This window comes from Streptomyces sp. CA-288835, assembly GCF_050936385.1.
Classification (GTDB): domain Bacteria; phylum Actinomycetota; class Actinomycetes; order Streptomycetales; family Streptomycetaceae; genus Streptomyces.
On record NZ_JBNJMW010000001.1, the window covers coordinates 8,150,581 to 8,176,598 of the forward strand.

25 protein-coding genes are annotated in these 26,018 nt (G+C 69.8%); 10 read left to right on the plus strand and 15 right to left on the minus strand.

Annotated elements, in window-relative coordinates; translation table 11 throughout:
• Positions 1–14: 14 nt before the first annotated feature.
• The 4 genes from ACQEVY_RS36855 to ACQEVY_RS36870 all read right to left on the minus strand — a co-directional run bounded on the left by ACQEVY_RS36855 (position 15) and on the right by ACQEVY_RS36870 (position 2,840).
• Positions 15–302 carry a hypothetical protein gene (locus ACQEVY_RS36855; RefSeq protein ID WP_432953893.1) on the minus strand — a complete coding sequence of 96 codons (288 nt, stop codon included), beginning with the start codon at positions 300–302 and terminating at the stop codon, positions 15–17.
• Between the two features lie 144 nt (positions 303–446).
• Positions 447–1,241, minus strand: coding sequence for an SURF1 family cytochrome oxidase biogenesis protein (locus tag ACQEVY_RS36860; protein ID WP_432953894.1), 795 nt, complete (start codon positions 1,239–1,241; stop codon positions 447–449).
• A gap of 217 nt (positions 1,242–1,458) precedes the next feature.
• The gene (locus ACQEVY_RS36865) at positions 1,459–1,692 is read right to left on the minus strand and encodes a hypothetical protein (RefSeq protein ID WP_328772585.1); all 234 of its coding nucleotides are present in this window, start codon (positions 1,690–1,692) and stop codon (positions 1,459–1,461) included.
• 152 nt (positions 1,693–1,844) lie between these two features.
• Entirely contained in the window at positions 1,845–2,840 is a 996-nt protein-coding gene (locus tag ACQEVY_RS36870; protein ID WP_432953896.1) for a DEDDh family exonuclease, read from the minus strand.
• Between the two features lie 193 nt (positions 2,841–3,033).
• On the opposite strand from ACQEVY_RS36870, the gene ACQEVY_RS36875 reads away from it, so the two are divergent.
• Together ACQEVY_RS36875 and ACQEVY_RS36880 are read left to right on the plus strand one after the other, a co-directional pair.
• Positions 3,034–3,939, plus strand: a complete 906-nt coding sequence (locus ACQEVY_RS36875; protein ID WP_432953898.1) for a sterol desaturase family protein — start codon at positions 3,034–3,036, stop codon at positions 3,937–3,939.
• Positions 3,936–4,649 (plus strand): lysoplasmalogenase, encoded by a 714-nt coding sequence (locus ACQEVY_RS36880; protein ID WP_432953900.1) that lies wholly within the window; start codon positions 3,936–3,938, stop codon positions 4,647–4,649. The genes ACQEVY_RS36875 and ACQEVY_RS36880 overlap by 4 nt, the downstream gene beginning before the upstream one ends.
• Here ACQEVY_RS36880 and ACQEVY_RS36885 read toward each other — a convergent pair.
• From ACQEVY_RS36885 to ACQEVY_RS36900, 4 genes are all read right to left on the minus strand, one after another.
• Positions 4,618–5,634 (minus strand): CopD family protein, encoded by a 1,017-nt coding sequence (locus ACQEVY_RS36885; protein WP_432953902.1) that lies wholly within the window; start codon positions 5,632–5,634, stop codon positions 4,618–4,620. The two genes, ACQEVY_RS36880 and ACQEVY_RS36885, sit on opposite strands and share 32 nt — an antisense overlap.
• Positions 5,635–5,762: 128 nt before the next feature.
• Complete coding sequence (locus ACQEVY_RS36890) at positions 5,763–7,133, minus strand: CoA transferase (RefSeq protein ID WP_432953904.1); 1,371 nt, start codon at positions 7,131–7,133, stop codon at positions 5,763–5,765.
• A gap of 102 nt (positions 7,134–7,235) precedes the next feature.
• Positions 7,236–8,792 (minus strand): S8 family peptidase, encoded by a 1,557-nt coding sequence (locus ACQEVY_RS36895; protein WP_432953906.1) that lies wholly within the window; start codon positions 8,790–8,792, stop codon positions 7,236–7,238.
• Positions 8,793–8,852: 60 nt separating this feature from the next.
• Positions 8,853–10,376, minus strand: a complete 1,524-nt coding sequence (locus ACQEVY_RS36900) for a S8 family peptidase (protein WP_432953908.1) — start codon at positions 10,374–10,376, stop codon at positions 8,853–8,855.
• Positions 10,377–10,753: 377 nt separating this feature from the next.
• Here ACQEVY_RS36900 and ACQEVY_RS36905 point away from each other — a divergent pair, with 377 nt between their 5' ends.
• From ACQEVY_RS36905 to moaA, 3 genes are all read left to right on the plus strand, one after another.
• Positions 10,754–11,110 carry a DUF485 domain-containing protein gene (locus ACQEVY_RS36905; protein ID WP_432953909.1) on the plus strand — a complete coding sequence of 119 codons (357 nt, stop codon included), beginning with the start codon at positions 10,754–10,756 and terminating at the stop codon, positions 11,108–11,110.
• Positions 11,107–12,756 (plus strand): solute symporter family protein, encoded by a 1,650-nt coding sequence (locus ACQEVY_RS36910; RefSeq protein WP_432953911.1) that lies wholly within the window; start codon positions 11,107–11,109, stop codon positions 12,754–12,756. The genes ACQEVY_RS36905 and ACQEVY_RS36910 overlap by 4 nt, the downstream gene beginning before the upstream one ends.
• A gap of 226 nt (positions 12,757–12,982) precedes the next feature.
• The gene (gene moaA, locus ACQEVY_RS36915; protein ID WP_432953912.1) at positions 12,983–13,972 is read left to right on the plus strand and encodes a GTP 3',8-cyclase MoaA; all 990 of its coding nucleotides are present in this window, start codon (positions 12,983–12,985) and stop codon (positions 13,970–13,972) included.
• 63 nt (positions 13,973–14,035) lie between these two features.
• Here moaA and ACQEVY_RS36920 read toward each other — a convergent pair whose 3' ends face one another.
• Genes ACQEVY_RS36920 through ACQEVY_RS36930 form a run of 3 tightly spaced genes read right to left on the minus strand, consistent with a single transcriptional unit; the run spans position 14,036 to position 17,170 of the window.
• On the minus strand, positions 14,036–14,341 hold the full coding sequence (locus ACQEVY_RS36920; protein ID WP_432953914.1) for a hypothetical protein: 306 nt from the start codon (positions 14,339–14,341) through the stop codon (positions 14,036–14,038).
• A 3-nt stretch (positions 14,342–14,344) separates the two neighbouring features.
• Positions 14,345–15,919: an AbgT family transporter gene (locus ACQEVY_RS36925; protein WP_432953916.1), complete on the minus strand. Its 1,575-nt coding sequence runs from the start codon at positions 15,917–15,919 to the stop codon at positions 14,345–14,347.
• Positions 15,920–15,940: 21 nt separating this feature from the next.
• The gene (locus tag ACQEVY_RS36930; RefSeq protein WP_432953918.1) at positions 15,941–17,170 is read right to left on the minus strand and encodes an amidohydrolase family protein; all 1,230 of its coding nucleotides are present in this window, start codon (positions 17,168–17,170) and stop codon (positions 15,941–15,943) included.
• A gap of 99 nt (positions 17,171–17,269) precedes the next feature.
• Here ACQEVY_RS36930 and ACQEVY_RS36935 point away from each other — a divergent pair, with 99 nt between their 5' ends.
• Entirely contained in the window at positions 17,270–18,274 is a 1,005-nt protein-coding gene (locus tag ACQEVY_RS36935) for an Lrp/AsnC family transcriptional regulator (RefSeq protein ID WP_432953920.1), read from the plus strand.
• A gap of 212 nt (positions 18,275–18,486) precedes the next feature.
• On the opposite strand, the gene ACQEVY_RS36940 is transcribed toward ACQEVY_RS36935, so the two are convergent.
• A complete protein-coding gene (locus ACQEVY_RS36940; protein WP_432953921.1) occupies positions 18,487–18,873 on the minus strand; it encodes a DUF3099 domain-containing protein in 387 nt (128 codons plus the stop codon).
• Between the two features lie 210 nt (positions 18,874–19,083).
• On the opposite strand from ACQEVY_RS36940, the gene ACQEVY_RS36945 reads away from it, so the two are divergent.
• Positions 19,084–19,368: a GlsB/YeaQ/YmgE family stress response membrane protein gene (locus ACQEVY_RS36945; protein ID WP_432953923.1), complete on the plus strand. Its 285-nt coding sequence runs from the start codon at positions 19,084–19,086 to the stop codon at positions 19,366–19,368.
• A 99-nt stretch (positions 19,369–19,467) separates the two neighbouring features.
• Here ACQEVY_RS36945 and tyrS read toward each other — a convergent pair whose 3' ends face one another.
• The 3 genes from tyrS to ACQEVY_RS36960 all read right to left on the minus strand — a co-directional run bounded on the left by tyrS (position 19,468) and on the right by ACQEVY_RS36960 (position 23,786).
• Complete coding sequence (tyrS, locus tag ACQEVY_RS36950) at positions 19,468–20,736, minus strand: tyrosine--tRNA ligase (protein ID WP_432953924.1); 1,269 nt, start codon at positions 20,734–20,736, stop codon at positions 19,468–19,470.
• Positions 20,737–20,871: 135 nt separating this feature from the next.
• On the minus strand, positions 20,872–22,266 hold the full coding sequence (locus ACQEVY_RS36955) for a metallopeptidase TldD-related protein (protein ID WP_432953926.1): 1,395 nt from the start codon (positions 22,264–22,266) through the stop codon (positions 20,872–20,874).
• Positions 22,263–23,786: a TldD/PmbA family protein gene (locus tag ACQEVY_RS36960; RefSeq protein ID WP_432953927.1), complete on the minus strand. Its 1,524-nt coding sequence runs from the start codon at positions 23,784–23,786 to the stop codon at positions 22,263–22,265. Before ACQEVY_RS36960 ends, ACQEVY_RS36955 begins: the two co-directional genes overlap by 4 nt.
• Before the next feature lie 187 nt (positions 23,787–23,973).
• On the opposite strand from ACQEVY_RS36960, the gene fabG reads away from it, so the two are divergent.
• From fabG to ACQEVY_RS36975, 3 genes are all read left to right on the plus strand, one after another.
• A complete protein-coding gene (fabG, locus tag ACQEVY_RS36965; RefSeq protein ID WP_328772601.1) occupies positions 23,974–24,678 on the plus strand; it encodes a 3-oxoacyl-[acyl-carrier-protein] reductase in 705 nt (234 codons plus the stop codon).
• 3 nt (positions 24,679–24,681) lie between these two features.
• The gene (gene fabI / locus ACQEVY_RS36970; protein ID WP_328772602.1) at positions 24,682–25,449 is read left to right on the plus strand and encodes an enoyl-ACP reductase FabI; all 768 of its coding nucleotides are present in this window, start codon (positions 24,682–24,684) and stop codon (positions 25,447–25,449) included.
• Between the two features lie 184 nt (positions 25,450–25,633).
• Positions 25,634–25,984: a hypothetical protein gene (locus ACQEVY_RS36975; RefSeq protein ID WP_432953930.1), complete on the plus strand. Its 351-nt coding sequence runs from the start codon at positions 25,634–25,636 to the stop codon at positions 25,982–25,984.
• Positions 25,985–26,018 lie beyond the last annotated feature (34 nt).

Here is a 26,018-nt window from a genome sequence, read left to right on the forward strand (position 1 = left end):
GGGACGGGTTCCCGTCACGGCCGGTGACCAATCAGGCGGGAGGCGTGTCGGCGGTCCGGGCTGTACGGCCGACGGGTCTCGCCTCTGGCGGCTACGGCCGCACGGCGGCCGGTCTCGTCTCTGGAGGTTACGGCCGCACGGCGGCCGGTCTCGTCTCTGGAGGTTACGGCCGCGGGTCTCGCCTCCGGCGACCACGGCCGCGCGGTGCCGGTGTTACCTCGTGCGGTCAGGGCCGTACGGTCGGCGGTCTCGCCTCGGGCGGCTGCGGCCGCGCGGTGGCCGGTCTCGTTTCTGGCGGTCACGGCCGCACAGTGGCCGGTGTCACCTCGTGCGGTCCGGCTATACGGCGGCCGTGTCGCTTCTGGCGGTCTGCCTATAGGGCGGCTGGTGTCGCTTCCGCGCGGTCCGCCCTATGGGGCGGCTGGTGTCGCTGACGGGCGGTCCGCCTATACGGAGGCCGGCTCCGCCGCCTCAGGCGCGTCCGTCTTCGCCGCCGCCTCCGCCCGGTCCCGGCGCTCACGGCGGACCAGGATCACCCAGCCCACGGGGACGCCCAGCGCGAAGAGCCACCACTGGATCGCGTACGCGTAGTTCAGTGCGGCGTCCTCGTCGCCGGGCTTGCCGATCAGTTCAGGGGAGTTGCCCTTCGGCGCGGGTGCCGTCAGCACGATGTAGCCGCCGACGACCTGCTCGCCGAGGCGGCGGGCCTCCTGCTCACTGTTGATCAGCATGATCTGCCGGTCCGGCAGGCCCTCGAGGTTCTTGATACCGCTCGCCTCGGTCGTCTCGTCGGGCATGAGCCGACCGGTGACGGTGATCTCGCCGCGGGGCGGTGCGGGGATCTTGGGGAACGCCGTCTGGGTCGGGGCCCCGGGGATCCAGCCCCGGTTGACCAGCAGGACCTTGCCGTCCTCGAGGACGAAGGGCGTCAGGACGTGGTAGCCGACCTCGTCGTCGGAGTTGGTGCGGCGGCGGACGACGACCTCGTCTTCGGTGTCGAAGCGGCCCTTCGCCGTCACGCTGCGGTACCGCTCGTCGGTGGTGACCGTGTGTCCGGGGGAGGTGAGCTGCTCCACGGGCACCGGCTTGGCGTCCAGCGCCTCGGCGACCAGCTCGTTCCGGGCCGTGCGCTCCTCGTAGCGGTGCATCTGCCAGAAGCCCAGCCTGATCATCGTGGGGATGAGGAGCAGGGCGACCAGCGTGAGGATCACCCACTGCCGGGACAACAGGAAGCGGTACACCCCATTGACGTTACCCCCGCAAGAATCGGCCCTCGACGGAGGGTCCGCCGAGGGCTGTATCGATTGTGCGCCTGCGGAGCGCTACAGCCGGTGGCGAGGGCGCGACCGTGCTCAGCCCTCCTTCGTCGGGCCTCCGCGCGCTCGCGCCCTCGCCACCGTCGCGCTCCTCCGGCGCACCGGACGTCGATCGTGCGCCGGAGGAGCGCACTGGGCGAGCTCACACTTTGTCGATGATCCCCACCTTCCCCTCCGAGCGGGCGCAGTGCGCCCCGCAGAACCACTGGCCTCCGACCTCGACGCCCTGGCCGATGATCTGGACGCGACAGTGTTCGCAGATGGGTGCCATACGGTGGATGGCGCAGGCGAAACAGTCGAAGACATGGACCGCGCCCTGCGCGTGCACCTCGAAGGACATCCCGTAGTCGTTTCCGCAGACCTCGCAACGTGCCATGCGCCACAGGGTGGGCCGCCGACACGGCACGGGCGAGCGGCCACGGGGCGAGTCGCCCGCCAATCACCCGTACGCCCGGATCTCTCGTCGTACGCCCGGACCTCTTGCCGTACGCGGGAATCTCGTGCCGTGGTCCGAGAGCGCCCCATCCCTCACGCCCCCTCGGCCGGCTCCACATCCAGAAGGAGCTGCCCGAAGGCCGCCTCGTCGACGACCGGCGTGCCGTACTGGCGGGCCTTGACCACTTTCGACGTACCGGAGTCCGGGTCGTTCGTGACGAGGAGGCTGGTGCGGCGGGACAGGCTCGTCGAGACATGGAGTCCGGCGTCGACGGCACGGTCCTCCAGGAGCTCGCGGTCGACCGAGGTGTCCCCGGAGAACGCGATCCGCATGCCTTGCTTGAGCGGTCTGCCCGGTTCGTACCAGCCCGGGTTGGGGTACGGGCACGCGGGCCGCTTGCGGGAGGGGCGCCAACTCCCGGGCCCGTAACCGCCGTAGCCCCCGCCGCCCGACTGAGGGCCGATGCGCGGCGAGGGCCCGTCCGCCCACTCGGTGAGCGGCCGGCACTCAAGCAGCGGCAGTCGTACGCCGTCGCGCGCGGCGGCGTGCAGGCTCGGCCGGAACGCCTCGGCGAGCACGCGCGCGTCGTCCAGGGCGTGGTGCGCCCGCTCCTGTACGACGCCGAAGTGCGCGGCGAGCGACTCCAGCTTGTGGTTGGCCAGGGGCAGGCGCAGCTCCTTGGAGAGCGCGATCGTGCACAGCCGCTGACGGACCGGCGCCTCGCGCTCCGCGCGCGCGTACTCCCGCGCGATCATCGACCAGTCGAAGACGGCGTTGTGCGCGACGAGCACACGGCCGTCGAGCCGGGCCGCGAACTCCTCGGCGATCTCCGGGAAAAGAGGCGCCCCTTCGAGCGCCTCGCTCGTCAGACCGTGTATCCACACCGGCCCGGGATCCCGCTCCGGATTGACCGTCGTGTACCAGTGGTCCTCGACCTCGCCGCGTGCGTCCAGCCGGTAGACCGCGGCCGACACTATGCGGTCGTCGCGGGCCAGTCCGGTGGTCTCCACGTCGACCACCGCGTATCCCTGCGGATACGCGGCCGGCCACGAGGCTGCGGAGGCTGCGGTCGTACGGTCTTCGAGCATGGTCACCGAGGATAAAGGTCACGACTGACAGCCCGTTCGCCGGAGTCCGCGCCACGCGCCCCCGAACCTCCGTCAGCGCCCCCGCCGGCTGCGCCTCTTGGTGGAGTCGGCCAAGAAGCAAGCGCGTACCCCAGGTAATACTTGTGGGTAACAACGTCTGGCCGCAGGTCAACGGCCGCTCTACGGTGCACACATGCCGAACCTGCCCGATGTCGTGCTGTGGTCGATACCCGCCTTTGTGCTGCTCACCGTTGTCGAAATGGTGAGTGTCCGGATCCATCCGGATGAGGAGGCCGCGGGGTACGAGGCGAAGGACGCCGTGACGAGCGTCTCCATGGGGCTGGGCAGTCTGGGCTTCGACCTGCTGTGGAAGATTCCGATCGTCGCCATCTACACGGCCGTCTATGAACTCACGCCCCTGCGCGTGCCCGTCCTGTGGTGGACCGTCCCGCTGATGCTGCTCGCCCAGGACTTCTTCTACTACTGGTCGCATCGCGGACATCACGTCATCCGCATCCTGTGGGCCTGCCATGTGGTGCACCACTCCAGCCAGAAGTTCAACCTCACCACCGCACTCAGGCAGCCGTGGACGACCTGGACCGTCTGGCCGTTCTACGTGCCTCTCGTCGCCCTGGGTGTGCACCCGGCGGCGCTCGCGTTCTGCTCGTCCGCGAACCTCGTGTACCAGTTCTGGATCCACACCGAGCGCATCGGAAAGCTGCACCGCGCCTTCGAGTTCGTCTTCAACACGCCCTCCCACCACCGAGTCCACCACGCCTCCCAAGGGGGCTATCTGGACCGCAACTTCGGCGGGATCCTCATCGTCTGGGACCGGCTTTTCGGCTCGTTCGTCCCGGAGACCGAGCGGCCGGTGTACGGGCTGACGAAGAACATCGACACCTACAACCCCCTGCGCGTCGCCACGCACGAGTACGCCGCCATCGCCAGGGACCTGCGGGCGGCGGGCAGTTGGCGTGAGCGGGCGGGGCGGGTGTTCCGGGGGCCGGGCTGGCAGCCGGCGGCTCCTGGCGGTAACGAGGAGGTCGGTGACGCGGTCTCGGAGACGGCCACGGGGACGGTCACCGGGAACGTCGCGTGAGCCCAGGCCGCCGCGCCGAACGGCACGCGCGCGTGCCGCTCGCCGCCTTCGGTGTCGTCACCGTCGTCGACCTTGTCTGCCTGGTGGCCGGTTCCGGCCTCGGGCACGCCCTCGCCAAGCCGCTCCTGATGCCGCTGCTCGCCGCCCATGTGGGCCTTCGTGGCGGGCCTCGACTCCTTGTCGCCGCGCTCCTGTTCGGCTGGGGAGGCGACGTGCTCCTGCTGTTCGACGTCGACGCGGCGTTCCTCGCCGGGATGGGTTCCTTCGCGGCCGGGCACGTCTGCTACCTGGTGCTCTTCAAGAAACACGCCTCCCTAGGGCGCGAAGCGGAAAATGGGGCTCCACGCGCGCGTGCCGCCTGGCCGGCGGCCGGTTACGGCGTCGCCCTCGTCACGACCGTGGCGCTCCTGTGGCCGGACCTGCCACCCGAACTCCGTCTCTCAGTCGCCGCCTACAGCGTGCTGCTCACGGCCATGGCGTACCGAGCCACCCGGCTCGGCCTCACCGCCGCCCTCGGAGGCGCCCTCTTCATGCTCTCGGACACGCTCATCGCGACCGGAGTCGCCGAATGGCCGCAGCTCCCGCGGCCCGAGTTCTGGATCATGGGCACCTATATCGCCGCGCAACTCCTGCTGGTTCGTGGGGTGATGAGCGCAGTAGGCGGGCGGCGGACGCCTGTCACCAGCGAATCGGCACCGGCAGCGCCGTAAGCACGGCGGACACCGTGACCACCGCCCCCAGGGCGACGACTTCCGCACGGGCGGGGGAGTAGGCGGTGAGCGGGTCGGCGGCCCTGCGCAGGCGCCGGCGTGCGCACAGGGCGAGGGCGGCGACGGCGGCCACGAGGAGCAGCTTGGCGAGCAGGACGCGGCCGTACGCCGTCGTCGTCAGCTGGTCCAGGACCGTGCCGGCCGGCATCCGGCGCAGGGTGCTGCCCACGCCCGTCACGGTGATCGCGGCGAACAGAACGGCCGCCACGCGCGCGTAGAGCCCGAGAAGCGCGGCGCCCGCCTCCGGGTCGCGCCAGCGCCGCAGCAGGCGCAGAACGTGCAGCAGGCCGCCGACCCACAGGGCCGCGCACGTCACATGAACGAGCGTCAGGCCCGAGCCGAGCAGCGGGCTGTACTCCGTCGTGGGATGGGCCCGCAGCGCCTCCGCGACAGCCACCGCGGCCAGCGGCCACACCTGGTTCGCCGGCCGGCGCGACAGGGCGCACAGGCCCGCCACCACGAACGCGTTGACCTCCAGGAGCGCGAGCATCCCGTCACGGGTCTCGTAGAGGCCGCCGATGTCCATGTCGGAGAGCCGGCGCGGCACCAGGTTGCCGTTGGCCACCACCGAGGCAAGGCACAGCGCGGCCACGAAGCCGGCGCCCGCCGCGACCGGCGCCCAGCTGCGGGGCTTGTCGTCCAGGGGCGCCCCCGGCACCCGGCGGGCCAGCCGGGCGGCGAACAGTTCGCCCGCCGAGACACACACGGCCGCGAAAAGAACCGTACGCAGCAGGGCGATTCCCCCGTCGGCGGGCAGGGCGGCCTCACCCGTGCCCCGCAGGGCGAGGGGCGGCCCGAGCAGCGGGATCAACGCGGCAAGGGCCACCAGGACGAGAAGGGCGACGGCCCGCCGCCCCCCGGCCATGCTCCCCCGGGCGGCGCCCACCTCACCGCCAGAGCCGGCACTCGGTCTTATCGAACTCACCTCAGGATCTTCACCAGTCGTTCAGATCCGGGCAAGCCCTGGAGAACAACTGACGGAACAACTTTCCGCCTCTGGATACGCCGCCGACCGCCCGCGCGACTCAGCCCGGGCCCGCGGAACCGCGCCGCTCACGTCCACCGCGCGGCATCCGTGCCCCACGGCCCCGGCGGCCGCGACCAGTCCCCGGGCCCACCGTCGAAGGACACCGGCGACAGGGCGTACCGCAGTCGGCCAAGCCCGCTGTCCGTCTCGCTGAGCCAGGGCGCCGGGCTTTCGTACGAAGCGTCCGCCGGCCTCTCGCCTCGTACGATCCCGTTCACCAGCCACGACGCCGTCTGCGCCAGCGCCAGCCGCACGAACCGCGTGCCGCCCTCGTCCGACTGGTCCGTGACCGCGCGCAGTACCGCGGCGGCCAGCAGATACCCGGTGCCGTGGTCGAGGGCCTGGGCGGGCAGGGCGCCGGGCTTCTCCTCGGAACCCTCCAGCGCCGCGATGCCCGTCGCCACCTGCACCAGGCTGTCGAAGCCGCGCCGCCCGCCCCACGGCCCGTACGCGCCCCACGCGGACAGTTGCGCCACCACGATCCCGGGCCTGCGCTCGGCCAGCGCCTCCGGCGTGAGCCCGAAGCGGTCCAGGGCTCCGGGACGGTAGCCGGTGACGACGACGTCCGCCGAGGCGAGCAGTTCCTCGAAGTCGCGCCGCCCGGCCGTGAGATCGAGCGTGGCGGACCGCTTGCCGAAGCCCGTGTCCGCGTGCTGGTCGGCGAGTTCGGGCAGCCGCGGCGGGTCGATCCGCAGGACGTCCGCGCCGAGGAGCGCGAGGGTGCGGGTGGCGACGGGCCCGGCGATGACGCGCGTGAGGTCGAGCACGCGCAGCCCTGCCGCGGGCAACAGCGGATCACCGTCGAGGGGTGCGAGGACGCGTACCCCCGAGGGAGCCGTCCGGCCCCGCTCCAGCAGTCCGCGCCCGGACACGGCCGCGCCCTGCTCGTGCGCGGCCCACTCCTGGGCCGTACGCAGCGCCACGGCGAGCCCCCCGGCCGCGTACACCGTGCCCTCCACCTCCGCGGCCGACCGCTCCGCGAGGCAGGCGCTCACGGTCTCGACGGACGCGTCCGCGGACAGCCCCAGAGCCCCGAGCAACCGCGCCCGATGATGCGGGTAGTTCGCGTGCGCACGCACCCATCCATCCGCCGTGCGCCAGAACCGCGACAACGGCGCGAAGGTGACCGGCGCCCGCCCGTTCACGAGCAGATGCCGCTCACTCACGAACGCGGTGGCGACGGCTCCGTCATCGACCCGCACCGCGGGGACTTCTCGCCCGGTACGGCGCGCGCCGAGCTCGGCGGCCGCGAGCGCACACGCACCCACACAGCTTCGCGCCAACTCCCGTACCGGCAAGCGCGCGTCGAGCGCTCCGTCCCGTACGACGGTGGAGACCCGCGAGAGAAGGGCGGGATCGCCGCCCAGCGCGGACCAGAGGTACTCGATACCGGTCATGAGGAGATCCTGCCGTACAAAGACGGCCGGGCCGGACGGATCGCCCGCCCGGCCCGGAGCACCTCTACAAGCGTGCTACTTCGTCGCACCCCTACAAGCGTGCTACTTCGTCACCGCGTCCAGCGCGTCCACCATCCCCGCGCCGTAGAAGCCGTTGCGGTTCTTGCCGCCCTCGCAGACCGCGTCGATCTTGCCGTCGCCGTCGATGTCGTACGGGTCGGTGCACGGTACGGCGTCGGCCTCCGTGTACAGGAGGGCCTTCACCAGGGCCGGCGGGGCGTACGGGTGCGTCGACTTGATGAGTGCGGCCACGCCCGCGGCGTGCGGGGAGGCCATCGATGTACCGGCCATGTAGCCCCACTTGCCGCCGGGTACCGGGCCCAGGATGAGGCCGCTGGTGGCGGGCGGGGCCGGGGTCTGGTAGGCCGTCGAGTCGCCGCCGGGGGCCGCGATGTCGATGACTCCCAGGCCATGGTTGGAGAAGGACGACTTGATGCCCTTCGCTCCCGTCGACGCGACCGTGACGATGCCCGGCAACTGGGTCGGGATGTCAAGGCACTCGGACGGGTCGATCACGCGGTCCGACGGGGTGGAGTCGTTCGGCGAGACCGGGTCGGTGATCTCGTCGGCGGCGAGGTCGTAGTTCTCGTTGCCCGCCGCGGCGAGGTTGACCGCGCCCTTCCGCTCCGCGTACCGCGAGGCCCGGGAGACGGCTTCCACCAGGGCCTTCTGGTCCGGGTCGTTCTTGCAGTTGAAGTACCACGGGTCGGTGTAATAGCTGTTGTTGGTCACCTCGACGCCGTGCTCCGCCGCCCACATGAAGCCGCAGACGACGGCCTCCGTGTAGAAGAAGCCGTCCGGGTTGGACACCTTGATGCCGGAGACCTTCACGCCCGGCGCGACGCCCGTGACGCCGACGCCGTTCTTGGCGGCCGCGATCTCACCCGCGACATGCGTGCCGTGCGGGCTCTCGGAAGCGCTCGGCCGCCACGCCCCGTCGGCCGTGTCCGGCTTGCCCGACACACAGTTGACCGACGCCTTGCGGTCGAAGTTCGGCGCGATGTCCGGGTGCGTGTCGTCCACGCCGGTGTCGATCACGGCGACCGTGACGTCCCGGCTGCCCAGCGACTTCTCGTGCGCCTTGTCCGCCTTGATGGCGGGCAGGTCCCACTGCATCGGCTCCAACGGGTCCTGCCCGGGCGCCGCTTCGGCGTCCGCGACCTGCTCCGCGGTGAGCACCTTCGGGGTGCCGAGATCGGTCGTGGACTGCGCGGGCAGCGGCGCCGTACGCGTCGAGCCCGCCGACTCCACACCGCGCACCTTGCGGATGGTCTTCGCGAAGTCGGCGTTCGCCGAGTGGGCGACGATCACGCCGATCTTGTCGTACGACGTCACGACGGTGCCGCCGGCCTTGGCGATGGCCTTCTTCACGTGGGAGGAAGTGCCGTGACCGGGGCGGACGTTGACGACATAGCTGAGCGAGGTCGCCTTCGCCGCGAGGGCCGGGGACTGGGGCGCGTCGGCCCCGGCCGCAGAGCCATCGGAAGCCGCCGGGGCCGCAGCGGCGCCGGCGTTCGGCAGGAAGGCGAGAGCTGTCGCCATGGCCATCCCGAGCGGGATCGCTATGACGCGACGAGAGCGCGTATGAGGCGCTGTCATGGAGTCTCCAGTTCGTTCGGTGACGTGTAGGCAGGCCTACAAGTAGGCCTGCCTACCGCGTTACTTGACCGCCCGCAACGCGTTGACGATGCCCCAGCCGTAGAAGCCGTTCACGCGCTTGCCGCCCTCGCAGGTGGCGTCCACGACACCGTCCTCGTTGCCGTCGTAGTCCGTCGGGCAGGCCTGGCTGTCCGCCTGCGCCTTCATCAGCGCCTGGAGCTGGCCCGGAGTCGCCCACGGGTACTTGGACTTGAGCAGCGCGGCGACACCGGAGGCGTGCGGCGCCGCCATCGACGTGCCCTGCAGGTAGCCGTACGCGTTGTTCGGCATCGTGGACAGGATCCGGCCGTTCTTCGACGGGGTGTCCGGGATCTGGAAGCGGTCTCCGCCCGGCGCCGCGATGTCGATGACGCCCTTGCCGTACGTGGAGTAGTACGACTTGGTGTTCTTGACGCCGGTCGCGCTGACCGTGACGATGCCCGGCAGCTGGGTCGGCACGTCGAAGCACTCGTGCGGGTCGATGGTGCGGGTGACCGGGGTCGAGTCGTCGGGGCTGGAGTCGTCGACGATCGCGTCCGAGTCGAGGTCGTGGTTGGAGTTGCCCGCGGAGGCGAGGTGCAGGGTGCCCTTCTTGGTGGCGTACTGCTGCGCCCGGTTCACCGCGTCGACGATGGCCCGCTGGTCCGGGTCGTCCATGCAGTTGTAGAGCCACGGGTCCACGTAGTAGCTGTTGTTGGTGATCTCCACGCCGTGGTCGGCGGCGAACACGAAGGCGCAGACGACGCTCTCCGGGTAGAAGAGGCCGTTCTTCCGGTCGGTGACGTTGATGCTGGAGACCTTCACGCCGGGCGCGACACCGGCCACGCCGACGTCGTTGCGGGCCGCGGCGATCTCGCCGGCCACATGCGTGCCGTGGTAGTCGTCCGCGGTGTACGGACGCCAGGCGCCCTCGCTGGTGTCCGCCACGCCGCCGTCGCAGTTGGCCGACTGGGAGGCGGAGAAGTTCGGTGCGAGGTCCGGGTGGGTGTCGTCAACTCCCGTGTCGATCACGGCGACCGTGACCTTCTTGCTGCCCGGGTTGATCTTCGCGGCCTTGTCGGCGCCTATCGCGCGCAGATCCCACTGGTCCGCCTCGAGGGGCTCGTCGGCGGCCGCGCCCCTGGCCTCGACCTTGGCGGCCTCGGCAGCCGACAGAAGCTGCGCCGCGCCCTCGTCCGTCGTCCCCGCCGGCGTCAGCGGCGAGGTGCGCGTAGCGCCCGCGGACTGCACCCCGCGTACGGCCCGAATCTGCTTGCCGAACTCCGGGTTCGCCGAGTGGACGACGATGACGCCGATCTTCTTGTACGTCGCGACAACCTTGCCGTCGGCCTTGGCTATCGCCTTCTTCACCGACTCGATCGTGCCGTGGTCCGTCTTCTTGGTGTTGACCACGTACGAGAGGTTCGGGGCCTCCGCCGCGGCAGCGGCGGGGGCGTCGGCCGGGGCGGCCGAGGCGACACCCGGCAGGAAGCCGAGCGAGGCGGTGAGGGACAGCACGAGCGGCACGGCTAGCGCAAGACGGCGTCTGGAGCGCAGATGAGCCATGGGGTCTCCACATCATCCGGAAAAGGAACCGGCCCGAACACAGGTGGTGCCCGGGCAGGTACATGACTTGAGTGGTGCACGGGCGAAGCTATCTCCCGTGATCCCTGGCCAGCAACGACTTACAGGAAATGACTTCCGAAAGTACGGCCGGGTGTTGAACCGGCCTTCGTGTCGCTCCGTGACCTTGTGCAGGGGTCAGAGGAACAGCGAGCCCCTGTTGGATCACGCCCGAGAGGCCCTAGCATCGCCACTCGGCCCACGTGATCCACACGTTCCGTGAGGTCACAACTCAGCCATGTCCAGAGCCAGTTCAACCCATTATCCCCATCCGCCCGCTTCCGATTCGGACGCCGCAACCGCAAACGCGAGGAGACTCCGTGGCTACCGACGCACCGCCCCCCTCGAAATCCCAGCCTCACCTCCCCACCACCGAGGAGTTCGTCGAGGTGCAGGAGAGCGCTGAGTTCGGTGAACTACGCCGCTCCCACCGCTCCTTCGCCTTCCCGCTGACCATCGGCTTCATCAGCTGGTACCTGCTGTACGTCCTGCTGTCGAACTACGCCGGCGGCTTCATGGGCACCAAGCTCTTCGGCAACATCAACGTCGCCTTCGTCTTCGGTCTCGCCCAGTTCCTCACCACGTTCCTCATCGCCTGGTGGTACGAGCGGCACTCCTCCGCCAAGCTCGACCCCAAGGCCCACGCGATCAAGACCCGGATGGAGGGCGGCGAATGAGCCCCGCGATCACTCAGGTCCACTTCGCCGCGAGCGAAGTGCAGCTCGCGGCGAACGAGGCCAGCGAGCACCGGCCGCTGATCATCTCCCTGTTCGCCGCCTTCGTCATCGCCACCCTCTTCATCACCGTATGGGCGGGCCGGCAGACCAAGGACGCCGCCGACTTCTACGCGGGCGGACGGCAGTTCAGCGCCTTCCAGAACGGACTCGCCGTCTCCGGCGACTACATGTCCGCCGCGTCCTTCCTGGGCATCGCCGGCGCGATCGCCCTCTTCGGATACGACGGCTTCCTGTACTCCATCGGCTTCCTGGTCGCCTGGCTGGTGGCCCTGCTCCTGGTCGCCGAGCCGCTGCGTAACTCCGGCCGCTACACGATGGGTGACGTGCTGGCGTACCGCATGCGCCAGCGCCCGGTGCGTACCGCGGCAGGCACCTCCACGATCGTCGTGTCGATCTTCTACCTGCTGGCGCAGATGGCGGGCGCCGGCGTCCTCGTCTCGCTGCTGCTCGGCATCACCTCCGACGCCGGCAAGATCCTCATCGTCGCCCTCGTCGGCATCCTGATGATCGTGTACGTCTCCATCGGCGGGATGAAGGGCACCACCTGGGTCCAGATGGTCAAGGCCGTGCTGCTCATCAGCGGCACGATCCTGATCACCTTCCTGGTGCTGCTGAAGTTCAACTTCAACATCTCCGACCTGCTCGGCACGGCCGCCGAGAACAGCGGCAAGGGTGCCGCGTTCCTGGAGCCCGGCCTGCAGTACGGCGCGACCGGCACCACCAAGCTGGACTTCATCTCGCTCGGCATCGCCCTGGTGCTCGGCACCGCCGGCCTGCCGCACATCCTGATCCGCTTCTACACGGTGCCCAACGCCAAGGCCGCCCGGAAGTCCGTGAACTGGGCGATCGGCATCATCGGCGGCTTCTACCTGATGACCATCGCGCTCGGCTTCGGAGCTGCGGCGCTCATCTCGCAGGAAGAGATCATCGCGTCCAACAAGTCCGGCAACACGGCGGCGCCCCTGCTCGCCCTGCACCTGGGCGGCGTCGACTCGGCCTGGGGCGCGATCCTGCTCGCCACGATCTCCGCGGTGGCCTTCGCGACGATCCTCGCCGTGGTCGCCGGCCTCACGCTCGCCTCGTCCTCCTCGTTCGCCCACGACATCTACGCGAACGTCATCAAGAAGGGCAAGGCCACCGAGAAGGAGGAGGTCAGGGCGGCCCGTCTGGCGACCATCGGCATCGGCGCCGTCTCCATCCTCCTGGGTTCCCTCGCCCGCGACCTGAACGTCGCCGGCCTCGTCGCCCTCGCCTTCGCGGTCGCCGCCTCCGCCAACCTGCCGACGATCCTCTACAGCCTGTTCTGGAAGCGGTTCACCACCCAGGGCGCCCTGTGGTCGATCTACGGCGGTCTGATCGTGGCCGTCGGCCTGGTGCTGTTCTCGCCCGTCGTCTCCGGCGACCCCACGGCGATGTTCCCCGACGTCGACTTCGCCTGGTTCCCGCTGAAGAACCCGGGCATCATCTCCATCCCGTTCGGCTTCCTGATGGGCTGGCTCGGCACCATCCTGTCCAAGGAGGAGCCGGACACCGGCAAGTACGCCGAGCTGGAGGTGCGCTCCCTCACCGGTACCGGGGCCCACTGAGGCTCCCTGCCATCCGCGGCCGCGCCGTAGTCCCCTGGACGTTCTACGGCGCGGCCGCGCCATGTCTCGGTGTCCTGTGTGATCCGCGCCTTGTGTGATCCGCTTGCCGATCCCTTGCCGTCGTTGTCGGTGCTGTCACGTAGGCTCGCTGGTAACTGATTCACATGAGTGCTTGTTCTGCGTCCTGGTTTTGAGTGCTTGTTCGTACGAGTGGAGGGGGCCCCACGTGCTCATCGACACCTATGGCCGTGTGGCCACTGATCTGCGTGTGTCGCTGACGGACCGCTGCAATCTGCGGTGCACGTACTGCATGCCCGAAGAGGGCCTGCAGTGGCTCGCCAAGCCCGACCTGCTCACGGACGACGAGATCGTCCGCCTCATCGACATAGCCGTACGGCAGTTGGGCATCACCGAGGTCCGCTTCACCGGCGGCGAGCCCCTGCTGCGCCCCGGCCTGGTCGGCATCGTGGAGCGCGTCGCTGCCCTCGAGCCGCGCCCTCAGATGTCCCTCACCACCAACGGCATCGGCCTCAAGCGCACCGCGCCTGCCCTGAAGGCGGCGGGCCTGGACCGGGTGAACGTCTCCCTGGACACGCTGCGCCCCGACGTCTTCAAGACCCTCACCCGCCGCGACCGCCACAAGGACGTCATCGAGGGCCTCGAAGCCGCCCGCGAGGCGGGCCTGAACCCCGTCAAGGTCAACACCGTCCTGATGCCGGGGCTGAACGACGACGAGGCCCCGGACCTGCTGGCCTGGGCCGTGGAGCACGACTACGAACTGCGCTTCATCGAGCAGATGCCCCTGGACGCCCAGCACGGCTGGAAGCGCGAGGGCATGGTCACCGCGGGCGACATCCTCACCTCGCTGCGCACCCGCTTCGAGCTCACCGAGGAGGGCTCCCAGAAGCGGGGCTCGGCCCCGGCCGAACGCTGGCTCGTCGACGGTGGCCCGCATGTCGTCGGCGTGATCGCCTCCGTCACCCGCCCGTTCTGCTCGGCCTGCGACCGTACGAGGCTCACGGCGGACGGCCAGGTCCGCACCTGCCTCTTCGCCCAGGAGGAGACCGACCTGCGGGCCGCCCTGCGCTCGGACGCGCCGGACGAGGAGATCGCCCGCATATGGAAGCTGGCGATGTGGGGCAAGAAGGCGGGCGCCGGCCTGGACGACCCGTCGTTCGTACAGCCGCAGCGCCCGATGTCGGCGATCGGCGGCTAGGACTTCCTCTGAGCCTCCGCGGCCTCCGGGGACTTCAGGGCTAGGCCTCCGGGGACTCCGGGGCTAAGCCTCCGGGGACTGCGGTGGCTCCTGACGTTCCAGGGGTTCCGGGGACTCCCAGTCCTCCAGGCGCACGACGTCCTTCAAGAAGCCGCGTACGCCAAGGAACTTGGACAAGTGCTCGCGGTGCTCCTCGCACGCCAGCCATGTCTTGCGGCGGTCCGGGGTGTGCAGCTTCGGGTTGTTCCAGGCGAGCACCCACACCGCGTCGGCCCGGCAACCCTTGGCGGAGCAGATGGGCGAGGCCGGTTCGGAGCCGGGAACGTTCAGGATCACGCCCCCGACCCTAACCCTTGACGGCCTCACCATCCCCTACGGCATCTCGATGCCCGCGCCCGGTCCCAGCGGCAGATCGAACGCGTAGAAGATCCCGAGCACGGCCAGCCACGCCACCAGGAACGGCACCACAAAGATCGCGAGCCGCGACATCAGCGTGCCCAGCTGCGCCCCCGGCTCGTACCTCCGCATCAGCGCGAGGGACAGGAACAGATAGGGATTCAGCGGCGTGATCATCTGCGTCGCCGAGTCGGCGATCCGGAACGCCGCCAGGGTCAGCGCCGGGGACATGCCGATCAGCATGAACGTCGGCACGAAGACGGGCGCCATCAGCGACCACAGAGCGGAACCGGACGAGATCAGCATGTTCAGCAAGGTCACCACCAGCACGAACAGCACCAGTGCGAGGAAGCCGGTGAGCCCCGCCGACTCCAGCAGCGCCGCGCATTTCACCGCCAGCAGGGTGCCGACGTTCGACCAGTTGAAGACCGCGATGAACTGCGCGATGACAAGGATCAGCACGATGTAGCCGGACATCGAGGTGATCGACTCGCCCATCATCTTCGGTACGTCGTTCTTGTGCGTCACCGTGCGCGCCACGACGCCGTACACCACACCCGCGATCACGAACGCGCCGAACAACAGCGGAACGATGCCGCTGAGCACCGGCGACGGGATGAGCGCCCCGCCCTCGCCGCGCAGCGGGCTGCCCGGCAGCAGCCAGGCGACGAGGACCACGGCCGCGTACACACCGACCGCCGCGGCGGACAGCAGCAGCCCGCGCCGCTGCTCCTTGCTGATCTCGGTCGTCAGAGCCTCTTCGTCGTCCGAGGAGCCATCGCCAGAGGAGCCGTCCCCGGTGGGCGCCGGCAGCCGTGGCTCCAGCACGCGCGCGGTCAGGAAACCGCCGATGAGCGCGAGCACCACACTGGCCGAGGCGGTGAAGAAGTAGTTGACCAGCAGATGCGTGGGCGCTTCCTGCCCCATCGGCAGCGCGGCGGCGACCTTCTCGGTGATGCCCGCGTACAGCGCGTCCAGGGCACCCACCGTGAAGCCCGCCGAATAGCCCGCGCAGACACAGGCGAAGGCCCCGATGAGCCCGGCCACCGGGTTGCGCCCGGCCGCCTTGAACGCGAGCGCCGCCAGCGGCGGAATCACTAGGATCGCGATATCGCTCATCACATGGCCCTGGCAGGCCACGAACGCCACCACATACGGCAGCAGCCGCGCCGGAGCCCGGGCGATGGTCGCCTTGACCGCCGTCTCCAACAGGCCCGTCCGCTCGGCGACACCGACGGCCATCATCATCAGCAGGACCGTGCCCAGCGGCGGAAAGCCCGTGAAGTTGGTGAGCGCGTTCTCCAGGAGCCAGCTGATGCCCTCCCCGGTCAACAGCCCGTTGATCGCGAGGCGTTCGTCCGAGCCCGGGACCGTCACCCCGGCGTCCGTCCACGCCAGCACGGTGGACGTCACCGCGAGGACCACGAAGAGGACGGCGAACAGGTAGAAGGGATGCGGGAGTCGGTTGCCGAGGCGCTCCAACCCGCCCATGAGCCGGTCGAGTCTGCTGTTACCGGGCGCCGGGGCCGGCGGATCGAGGGTGTCCTGCATGACGGTCGCCTTTCGGAGGGTTCAGTCGGTGAGCGTGTTCTTGCGTACGACGCCCTGCTGGATCACGCACCGAATGTGCGTCGGCTCGGCCAGCAGGGAGATGTCGGCCACCGGATCGCCGTCGCACACGACGATGTCGGCGGCCTTGCCGGGCTCCAACGTCCCCAACCGCTCGTCCAGACCGAGCAGTTCGGCGGCCACGCGGGTACCGGCCCTGATCGCGTCCATCGGGGACATCCCGAGCGAGACGAGGTGCGTCAGCTCGCGGAGGTTCTGGCCGTGCGGACAGATGGCGGCATCCGTCCCCATCGCGATGCGCAGCCCGTCCGCGATCGCGGCGGAGATGTTCTCCTTGGTGATCCCGGACCAGCGCATCTTCTTCGCGTAGTGGTAGGGCGCCATGGTCGACTTGTCGATGCCGTCGAAGACCGTCGACAGCGTCGGTACGACGAACACGTCCCGTTCTCCGGCCAGTTCACGCGCTTCGGCGTCGAGGCCGTACCCGTGCTCGATGCTGGTGACGCCCCCGCGGATCGCGTTGAGGATGCCGGCCGTGCCCTGCGCGTGCGCGGCCACGGGGCGCCCGCCGTGCCGGCGGACCTCGTCGACGACCGTGCGGATCTCGTCCTCGGTCAGCCCCTCGTCCTCCGGCTGGTCGTGCGGGCTGCCCATCCCGCCGGTCGCGCACAGCTTGATGACATCGGCGCCGTCCCGCAGCAGCCGCCGTACCGCCTTGCGCACCTCGTCAGCGGTGTCCGCGATCTCGCCCACACCACCGCTCACGTCGATGCCCGAGGGAGTGGTGAAGTCGGCGTGCCCGCCGGTGTGCCCGATGATGCGGACGGCGGTGTGCAGCCGGGGGCCCTCGATCAGGCCCTCTGCCACCGAGGTACGGAACCCGGCGGGCAGCCCACCCAGGTCGCGCGCGGTGGTCACCCCGGCATGCAGCGTCCGGCGCAGCCGCTCGGCGGTACGGAAGGTCTCCACGGTCGGATCGGCGGCGAACCGAGTGCTCAGCTCCCGGCCACTCTCCATGCCGAAGTGCACATGGCAGTCGATAAAGCCGGGCAGCACCGTCCGGCCCGCCACATCCACGACACGGATGCCCTCGTCGGTACCGGGAGCGCCCTGTGTGGGGCCCGCGTAGACGAGATCGCCCTGCTCGTCCGCTACGACCACTCCGTCGCTCACCGGCGCGCGTCCGGTCCCGTCCACGATGCGGGCGTTGACGATCTTCAAGGGGGAGGCCACGAGTACTGCTCCTCATGCTCGGCTCTTGGAGCGGGTAGTCTCCGGCAACCGCACAACTCCGCTGTCAATTCGCAGGATTCAGTCAGTGAGGCACCTGAGATGCAGGAATTGGGCGAGCTGGATGTCGCCATCGTCAACGCTCTGCAGATCCAGCCCCGCGCGCCCTGGGCTCTGGTCGGCGAGGCGCTCGGCGTGGACGCGGTCACCGTCGCCCGCCGCTGGAAGCGGCTCACGGACAGCGGCGCCGCCTGGGTGGACGGCTATCTGGTCCCGACGGCCGACGGCCGGGTCCTGGCCCAGGTCGAGATCGTCACCGAGGCGGCACAGGCCTCCCGGGTCGCCCAGCTCCTCGCGTACGACCTCCAGGCGATGAGCGTGAAACAGACCTCCGGGGCCCGCGACATCCTCGCCATCGTGTGGGCATACGACCTCGACGGCCTCGTCGACTACATCGGTGAGCGCATCGCACTCTGCCCCGGCGTCCGCTCGACGCGCTCCCACGTCGTCACCGCCGCTCCCTTCGAGGGCAGCCGCTGGCGACTGCGCAGCCTCTCCGCCGACCAGCGCGCCCTGCTCCGCCCGCCCGAGCGACAGCCGTCCCCCACCGAGCCGTTGCGCCCTCTCGACCGGCGCATCGTCGTGGCCCTCGGCGAGGACGGCCGGATGCCCCTCAAGCAGCTCGCCGAGCGCACCGGCACGAGCGTCGCCACCGCACGCCGGCGCCTGAACCAGCTGCTCTCCTCCGGCCAGCTCGTCCTGCGCTGCAACCTCGCGCGCCCGCTGACCGGCTGGCCCGTATCCGCCGTCTACTTCGCGTCCGTACCGGCCGAACACCTGGAAGCGGCCTCGACCTCACTGCGTACGCTGCCGGAGCTGCGACTCTGCGCCATCACGGCGGGCCCGCACAACCTGATCCTCGACGTATGGCTGCGCGGCGTCCACGACGTGCACCGTCTCGAAGCACACCTGGAGCAGGAGATGGCACATCTACGGTTCCGGGTCGACGACCGGGCCGTGGTGCTGCGTACGGAGAAGAACGTGGGCCGCGTACTCGACCGGCGCGGCTACAGCGTGACGGCGGTGCCGATGGAGAAGAACCAGTAGCAGAGCCGGGAGAAACCCCGGGACAAAAGGCGACGCCGAGCAGCCACGGGGGGAGCTGCCCGGCGTCGGTCTGTCGCTCCGACGGGGGATGCGGAGCGCGTACGAAGTATGTCACGGGTAACCCGTCGCCCGGCACCGGAACAGCATGATTGATCTGAGCTTTTCTTGAGCTTGGTGCGGTGATGACGTACGGCCGCCACGATCGGCGGTCGTCAGGTCCGCTCGTGCGGCTCACCCTGGGCGCCGGCCGGGGAGTCGGCCGCGACATCTTCCGGGGCGGATTCCGCGGCGTCGTCCGGGCGGGACTCCGTGAGCATCGGCCGGGTGGGCATCGTGACGAACGTCGACGGCAGCGACGGCGCGTTCTCACGGCCCGCGTTGGCGACCACCACGGCGATGTACGGAAGGACGGCGCCGAGCACCAACGCGACGATGGCGACGTGCCGTTCGACGTTCCAGAGGGTGGCCGCGAGGATCACGGCGAGCGTCCGGACGGACATCGAGATGATGTAGCGGCGCTGCCTGGCGCGTACGTCGTCGGCGAGCCCCTGCCTGGCCCCGGTGATCCGGAAGACCTCGGCTTCGCTGTGCTTCCGCATCACGTTCCACCACCCGCCTGTATCGGACACGCACCGGCCCGTACGGCCTCCACGTTACGCCGCGCATGCGCCGCGTACGAGACCGGGCCCCGTCCCGTCCGGGCGGGAGCCGGTGCGCCGTACCGCGTATGGCGGCGCCCGGCATGCGTCGTACGAGGGCCGGGCCGAAGCTGGGCGAAATGCTCGCGTAGAGCCGTACAGGAGGCAGCCATGGGCTGGTTGTGGGCGATCATCGTCGGCTTTGTGCTGGGTCTGCTGGCCAAGGCCGTCATTCCGGGCAAGCAGCACAGCCCGCTCTGGCTGACCACGATCTTCGGGATGATCGGCGCCATCGTGGGCAACTCGATCGCCCGCGGCATCGGCATCGACGAGACCCGCGGCATCGACTGGGGCCGCCACGGCCTCCAACTCGCCGCCGCCGTCGTCATCGTCCTGTTCGGCGACATGCTGTACACGGCCGTACGGAGCGGCAAGGAGCGCAAGCAACGAGCGTGACGGGACGACGGGACCGTACGACGAAGACGAAGACCGTACGACGAAGGGGGCGGCCGGTGGCCACCCCCTTCACCCATGCATCGTGCTCAGCCGGGCTGCTCAGCCGCCCGTGACCTCCACCGCCGCGAGGTTCTTCTTGCCGCGCCGCAGCACGAGCCACCGCCCGTGCAGCAGGTCCTCCTTGGCGGGGACGGCGTCCTCGCCGGCGACCTTGGCGTTGTTCACGTACGCCCCGCCCTCCTTGACGGTCCGCCGTGCGGCCGACTTGCTGGCCACCAGGCCGACCTCGGCGAAGAGGTCCACCACCGGGCCCAGCTCGGCGACCTGGATGTGCGGCACCTCGGAGAGCGCCGCACTCAGCGTCGCCTCGTCCAGCTCACCCAGCTCACCCTGACCGAAGAGGGCGCGCGACGCGGCGATCACGGCGGCCGTCTGCTCGGCGCCGTGCACCAGCGTCGTCAGCTCCTCGGCCAGCGCCCGCTGGGCGGTACGGGCCTGCGGACGCTCCTCGGTGACCTTCTCCAGCTCCTCCAGTTCCTCGCGGGACTTGAAGGACAGGATGCGCATGTACCCGGAGATGTCCCGGTCGTCCGCGTTCAGCCAGAACTGGTAGAACGCGTACGGCGTCGTCATCTCGGGGTCCAGCCAGATGGCACCGCCCTCGGTCTTGCCGAACTTGGTGCCGTCCGCCTTGGTCATCAGCGGTGTCGCGATCGCGTGGACCTCGGCATGCGGCTCCAGGCGGTGGATCAGGTCCAGGCCCGCCGTGAGGTTGCCCCACTGGTCGCTGCCGCCCTGCTGGAGCGTGCAGCCGTACCTGCGGTAGAGCTCCAGGAAGTCCATGCCCTGGAGCAGCTGGTAGCTGAACTCCGTGTAGCTGATGCCCTCCTCGGACTCCAGGCGCCGGGCGACCGAGTCCTTGGTGAGCATCTTGTTGACGCGGAAGTGCTTGCCGATGTCCCGCAGGAACTCGATGGCCGACATCCCGGCCGTCCAGTCCAGGTTGTTCACCATCACCGCGGCGTTCTCACCCTCGAAGGACAGGAACGGCTCGATCTGCCCGCGCAGCCGGTTGACCCAGTTCGCGACCGTCTCCGGATCGTTCAGCGTGCGCTCCGCCGTCGGGCGCGGGTCGCCGATCTGGCCGGTCGCCCCGCCCACCAGGGCCAGCGGGCGCAGGCCCGCCAGCTGGAGGCGGCGCATGGTGAGGACCTGCACCAGGTGGCCGACGTGCAGACTGGCCGCCGTCGGGTCGAAGCCGCAATAGAACGTGACGGGACCGTCCGCGAGCGCCTTGCGCAAAGCGTCCTCGTCAGTGGACAGGGCGATCAGCCCGCGCCACTTCAGCTCGTCGACGATGTCCGTCACGGTTCTCGTATCTCCTTGGATGATCTTCGGGCGGTCGAATGACAGCCAGCTACGAGGTTATACGCCCGCACTGACAGAGCCCACGCCGTTATGCGCCCGGAGCCATGGGCCCTGTCACCTGAGCCATGGGCCCCGTCATACGCCCTGACTGACGGAGCTCATGTTGAAGTCCGGGATGCGCAGGGGCGGCATCGCGGCCCGGGTGAACCAGTCGCTCCACTCCCTCGGCAGCGTCTTCTCCGTACGCCCCGCCTCGGCTGCCCGCCCCAGCAGATCCACCGGCGACTCGTTGAACCTGAAGTTGTTCACCTCGCCCGTGACCTCGCCGTTCTCGACCAGGTAGACGCCGTCCCGGGTCAGCCCGGTCAGCAGCAGGGTGGCCGGGTCGACCTCGCGGATGTACCAGAGGCAGGTCAGCAGCAGGCCCCGCTCCGTCGCGGCCACCATCTCCTCGAGGGACTTCTCCTGACCGCCGTCGAGGATCAGGTTGCCGATGCCGGGTGCCACCGGCAGTCCGGTCAGGCCCGCGCTGTGCCGGGAGCTGATCAGATGCGCCAGCTCGCCCGCTCGGATCCACTCGGTGGCCTGGAGGGGCAGCCCGTTGTCGAACACCGAGGAGTCGCCCCCGGAGGAGTGCGCGAGCTCGAAGGGCGCGCACTCCAGGCCCGGCTCGTTCGGGTCGCTGCGCAGCGTCAGGGGCAGCTCGGTGAGCTTCTCGCCGATACGCGTACCGCCGCCGGGCTTGCTGAACACCGTCCGGCCCTCGGCCGCGTCCCGGGCCGACGACGACCACATCTGGTAGATCAGCAGATCCGCGACGGCGGTCGGCGGCAGCAGCGTCTCGTACCGCCCGGCCGGCAGCTCGACGCGCCGCTCCGCCCACTTCAGCCGCGTGGCCAGCTCCGCGTCGAGCGCCGCCGGGTCCACGTCCTTGAAGTCCCGCGTCGACCGGCCCGCCCACGCGGAGCGCGTACGGTCCGGCGACTTGGCGTTCAATTCCAGCGTGCCGTTGGGCTGGTCGTGCCGCAGACGCAGCCCCGTCGACGTACCGAGGTAGCTGGAGACGAACTCGTGGTTGGCGAAGCCGTACAGCTCGCGTCCGCCCTCACGCGCGCGGGCGAACGATTCGCCGAGCGCCGGGGCGAAGTCCGCGAAGACGCCCGACGAGGTCTCGGCCGGCGCCTCCGTGAACTCGGGGGACTCCGCGACCCCCGTCACCAGCGGCTGAGCGTCCTCGGCCGGACCCGCGCCCCGCGCCGCCGCCTCGGCGGCCCGTACCAGCGGCTCCAGCTCGTCCGCCGTCACGGCCGAGCGTGAGACGACCCCGGAGGCGGTGCCCTCCTTGCCGTCGACGGTCGCGATGACGGTCAGTGTGCGCCCGCGCGTGACCCCGTTCGTGGTCAGCGCGTTGCCCGCCCAGCGCAGATTGGCCGTCGAGTACTCATCGGCGATCACGACACAGCCATCGGCCTGCGACAGCTCGAGGGCGCGCTCGACGACCTCGTGCGGCTTGTTCGTACGCGCGCTCATCGACCGGCCTCCTGGGTGGTGTTCAGAATGTTGACGCCCTTGAAGAGGGCCGACGGGCAGCCGTGCGAGACCGCGGCGACCTGGCCTGGCTGGGCCTTGCCGCAGTTGAAGGCGCCGCCCAGGACGTACGTCTGCGGGCCGCCGACCGCGGCCATCGAGCCCCAGAAGTCGGTCGTCGTCGCCTGGTACGCGACATCCCGCAGCTGGCCCGCGAGCCGCCCGTTCTCGATCTTGAAGAAGCGCTGCCCCGTGAACTGGAAGTTGTAGCGCTGCATGTCGATGGACCAGGAGCGGTCGCCGACGACATAGATCCCGCGGTCGACGCCGCTGATCAGGTCCTCGGTGGAGAGCCCGCCGGGATCCGGCTGGAGCGACACATTCGCCATGCGCTGCACCGGCACATGGCCGGGGGAGTCGGCGTACGCGCAGCCGTTGGACCGTTCAAAGCCGGTCAACTTCGCGATTCTGCGGTCGAGTTGATAGCCGACCAGCGTCCCGTCCTTGACCAGGTCCCAGGACTGCCCCGCGACGCCCTCGTCGTCGTACCCGATCGTCGCGAGCCCGTGCTCGGCGGTCCGGTCGCCCGTGACGTTCATCAGCTCGGAGCCGTACCGCAGCTTGCCCAGCTGGTCGAAGGTGGCGAAGGACGTCCCGGCGTACGCGGCCTCGTAGCCGAGCGCGCGGTCCAGTTCGGTGGCGTGCCCGATGGACTCGTGGATCGTCAGCCACAGGTTGGACGGGTCGACGACCAGGTCGTACACCCCCGCCTCGACGGTCGGCGCCCGCATCTTCTCGGCGAGCAGCTCCGGGATCCGCTCCAGCTCGGAGTCCCAGTCCCAGCCGGTGCCCGTCAGGTACTCCCAGCCGCGCCCCACCGGCGGCGCGATCGTCCGCATGGAGTCGAACTCACCGCTCGACTCGTCGACCGCGACGGCGGTGAGCTGCGGATGCAGCCGCACGCGCTGCTGCGTGGTGACGGTCCCCGCCGTATCGGCATAGAACTTGTTCTCGTGCACCGTCAGCAGCGAGGCATCCACATGACTGACCCCGGCGGCCCCGAGCAGCCGCGCACTCCAGTCCGTGAGCAGCCCCACCTTCTCGTCGTCCGGCACGGAGAAGGGGTCGATCTCGTACGAGGAGACCCAGGTCTTCTCGGCGTGCACGGGCTCATCGGCCAGCTCCACACGCTCGTCGGAACCCGCCGCCTTGATCACCTGAGCTGACAGCTTCGCCATCGCCACGGCCTGCGAGGCGACCTTCGCGGCGGCGTCCATCGTCATGTCGACACCGGAAGCGAACCCCCAGGTCCCGCCGTGCACCACCCGCACCGCGAACCCCAGATCCGTCGTGTCCGACGACCCGGACGGCTTGCCGTCCCTGAGCCGCCAGGCCGCGCTGCGCACCCGCTCGAACCGGAAGTCGGCATGCTCGGCGCCGAGCGCCCGGGCGCGGGCGAGCGCGGCGTCGGCCAAGGACCTGAGCGGTAGTGCCGTAAAGGCTTCGTCGATGGAATGAGGCACGGGGGTCTCCCTGCTGTCGTCGCCCTGTCAGCTCCGATCATGTCGCGCCGAGAGTCCCGCGGCCACACGTTTCTGTAGGGACCCGACAGTGAGTCCCGTACGCCACTGTCGGTGCTCGATTCTCCGTAGAGGGAGCGGCAACGATAGGTTTTCGAGGTACCAGACCGGCTATCGAAAGGGTGATCCGTTGAGCCGCTCGGTTCTCGTCACCGGAGGAAACCGGGGCATCGGCCTCGCCATCGCCCGCGCTTTCGCCGACGCGGGCGACAAGGTCGCGATCACGTACCGCTCGGGGGAGCCACCGGAGGGGTTCCTCGCCGTCAAGTGCGACATCACCGACACCGAGCAGGTGGAGCAGGCCTACAAGGAGATCGAGGCCGAGCACGGTCCGGTCGAGGTGCTGATCGCCAACGCCGGCGTCACCAAGGACCAGCTGCTGATGCGGATGTCCGAGGAGGACTTCACGTCCGTCCTGGACACCAATCTCACCGGCACCTTCCGCGTCGTGAAGCGCGCCAACCGCGGCATGCTGCGCGCCAGGAAGGGCCGCGTCGTACTGATCTCGTCGGTCGTCGGGCTGTACGGCGGCCCGGGCCAGGCCAACTACGCCGCCTCCAAGGCCGGCCTGGTGGGATTCGCGCGCTCCCTCGCCCGCGAACTGGGCTCGCGCAACATCACCTTCAACGTCGTCGCGCCCGGCTTCGTCGACACCGACATGACCAAGGTGCTCAGCGACGAGCAGCGCGAGGGCATCGTGAAGCAGGTGCCGCTCGGCCGGTACGCGCAGCCCGAGGAGGTCGCCGCTGCGGTGCGGTTCCTCGCCTCGGACGACGCCTCGTACATCACTGGAGCCGTCATCCCCGTAGACGGCGGACTGGGAATGGGTCACTGAACCATGAGCGGAATCCTCGAGGGCAAGCGCGTCCTGATCACCGGTGTGCTGATGGAGTCCTCCATCGCCTTCCACACCGCCAAGCTGGCCCAGGAGCAGGGCGCCGAGATCATCCTGACCGCGTTCCCGCGGCCCACGCTGACCGAGCGCATCGCCAAGAAGCTCCCCAAGCCCACCAAGGTCATCGAGCTCGACGTCACCAATGACGAGCACCTGGGGCGCCTGGCCGACATCGTCGGCGAGGAACTGGGCGGCCTCGACGGGGTCGTGCACTCCATCGGCTTCGCCCCGCAGGACGCCCTCGGCGGCAACTTCCTCAACACGCCCTTCGAGTCCGTCGCCACCGCCATGCACGTCTCGGCGTACTCCCTGAAGTCGCTGACCATGTCCTGCCTGCCGCTGATGCAGAACGGCGGCTCGGTCGTCGGCCTCACCTTCGACGCCCAGTACGCCTGGCCGCAGTACGACTGGATGGGCCCCGCAAAGGCCGCCCTGGAGGCCACCAGCCGCTACATGGCGCGCGACCTCGGCAAGCAGAACGTCCGCTGCAACCTCATCTCGGCGGGCCCCATCGGCTCCATGGCCGCCAAGTCCATTCCGGGATTCAGCGAGCTGGCCTCTGTGTGGGACAGCCGTTCGCCCCTGGAGTGGGACGTCAAGGACCCCGAGCCGGCCGGCCGCGGTGTGGTCGCCCTGCTGAGCGACTGGTTCCCGAAGACCACCGGCGAGATCATCCACGTGGACGGCGGTCTGCACGCGATCGGTGCGTGACGCTGCCCGCTGTGGCTTGAGTGATGGGTGAGGGCCCGCGAACTGCCGGACAACCGGCGGGGCGCGGGCCCTCACCCATCACTCGTTCGGCCTACCCGGCCGGGCGGTCAAGGGCGGCAACTGCGCACTCTGGACTAGGCGTTCATCATGTACGTCCCTCCCCGGCCCGGAGGAGGTCTCCCTTGTGCGCCTTTTCCCGCGCTTCGCTCTGCTGCTGGCCGCACTCGTCCTCCCGCTCACTCCGGCCTACGGCGACACCCCGCACCTCCCGAAAACGGCCCCCCACGCGCGCGTGCCCGTCGACAGGCCCTTCGGGGCCGAGTGCCGCATCAGGGTCGAGGGCTCGTATGTGACCGCGTACTGCCATAACCCGTACCCGGAGGTCGACCGGCTCGCCCTGCACATCGAGTGCGACCGCTGGTGGGACATCGACAGTGACGGGACCCCGGTCGCGGTGGGGCCCACGCAGACCGTGCGGCTGACCGGCCGGTGCTGGAAGGAGGTCCGCTCGGCGTGGGTCACGCACCAGAAGTGAGGCGCCAGAGGCGATGCGCCAGGTGAGGCGCCTG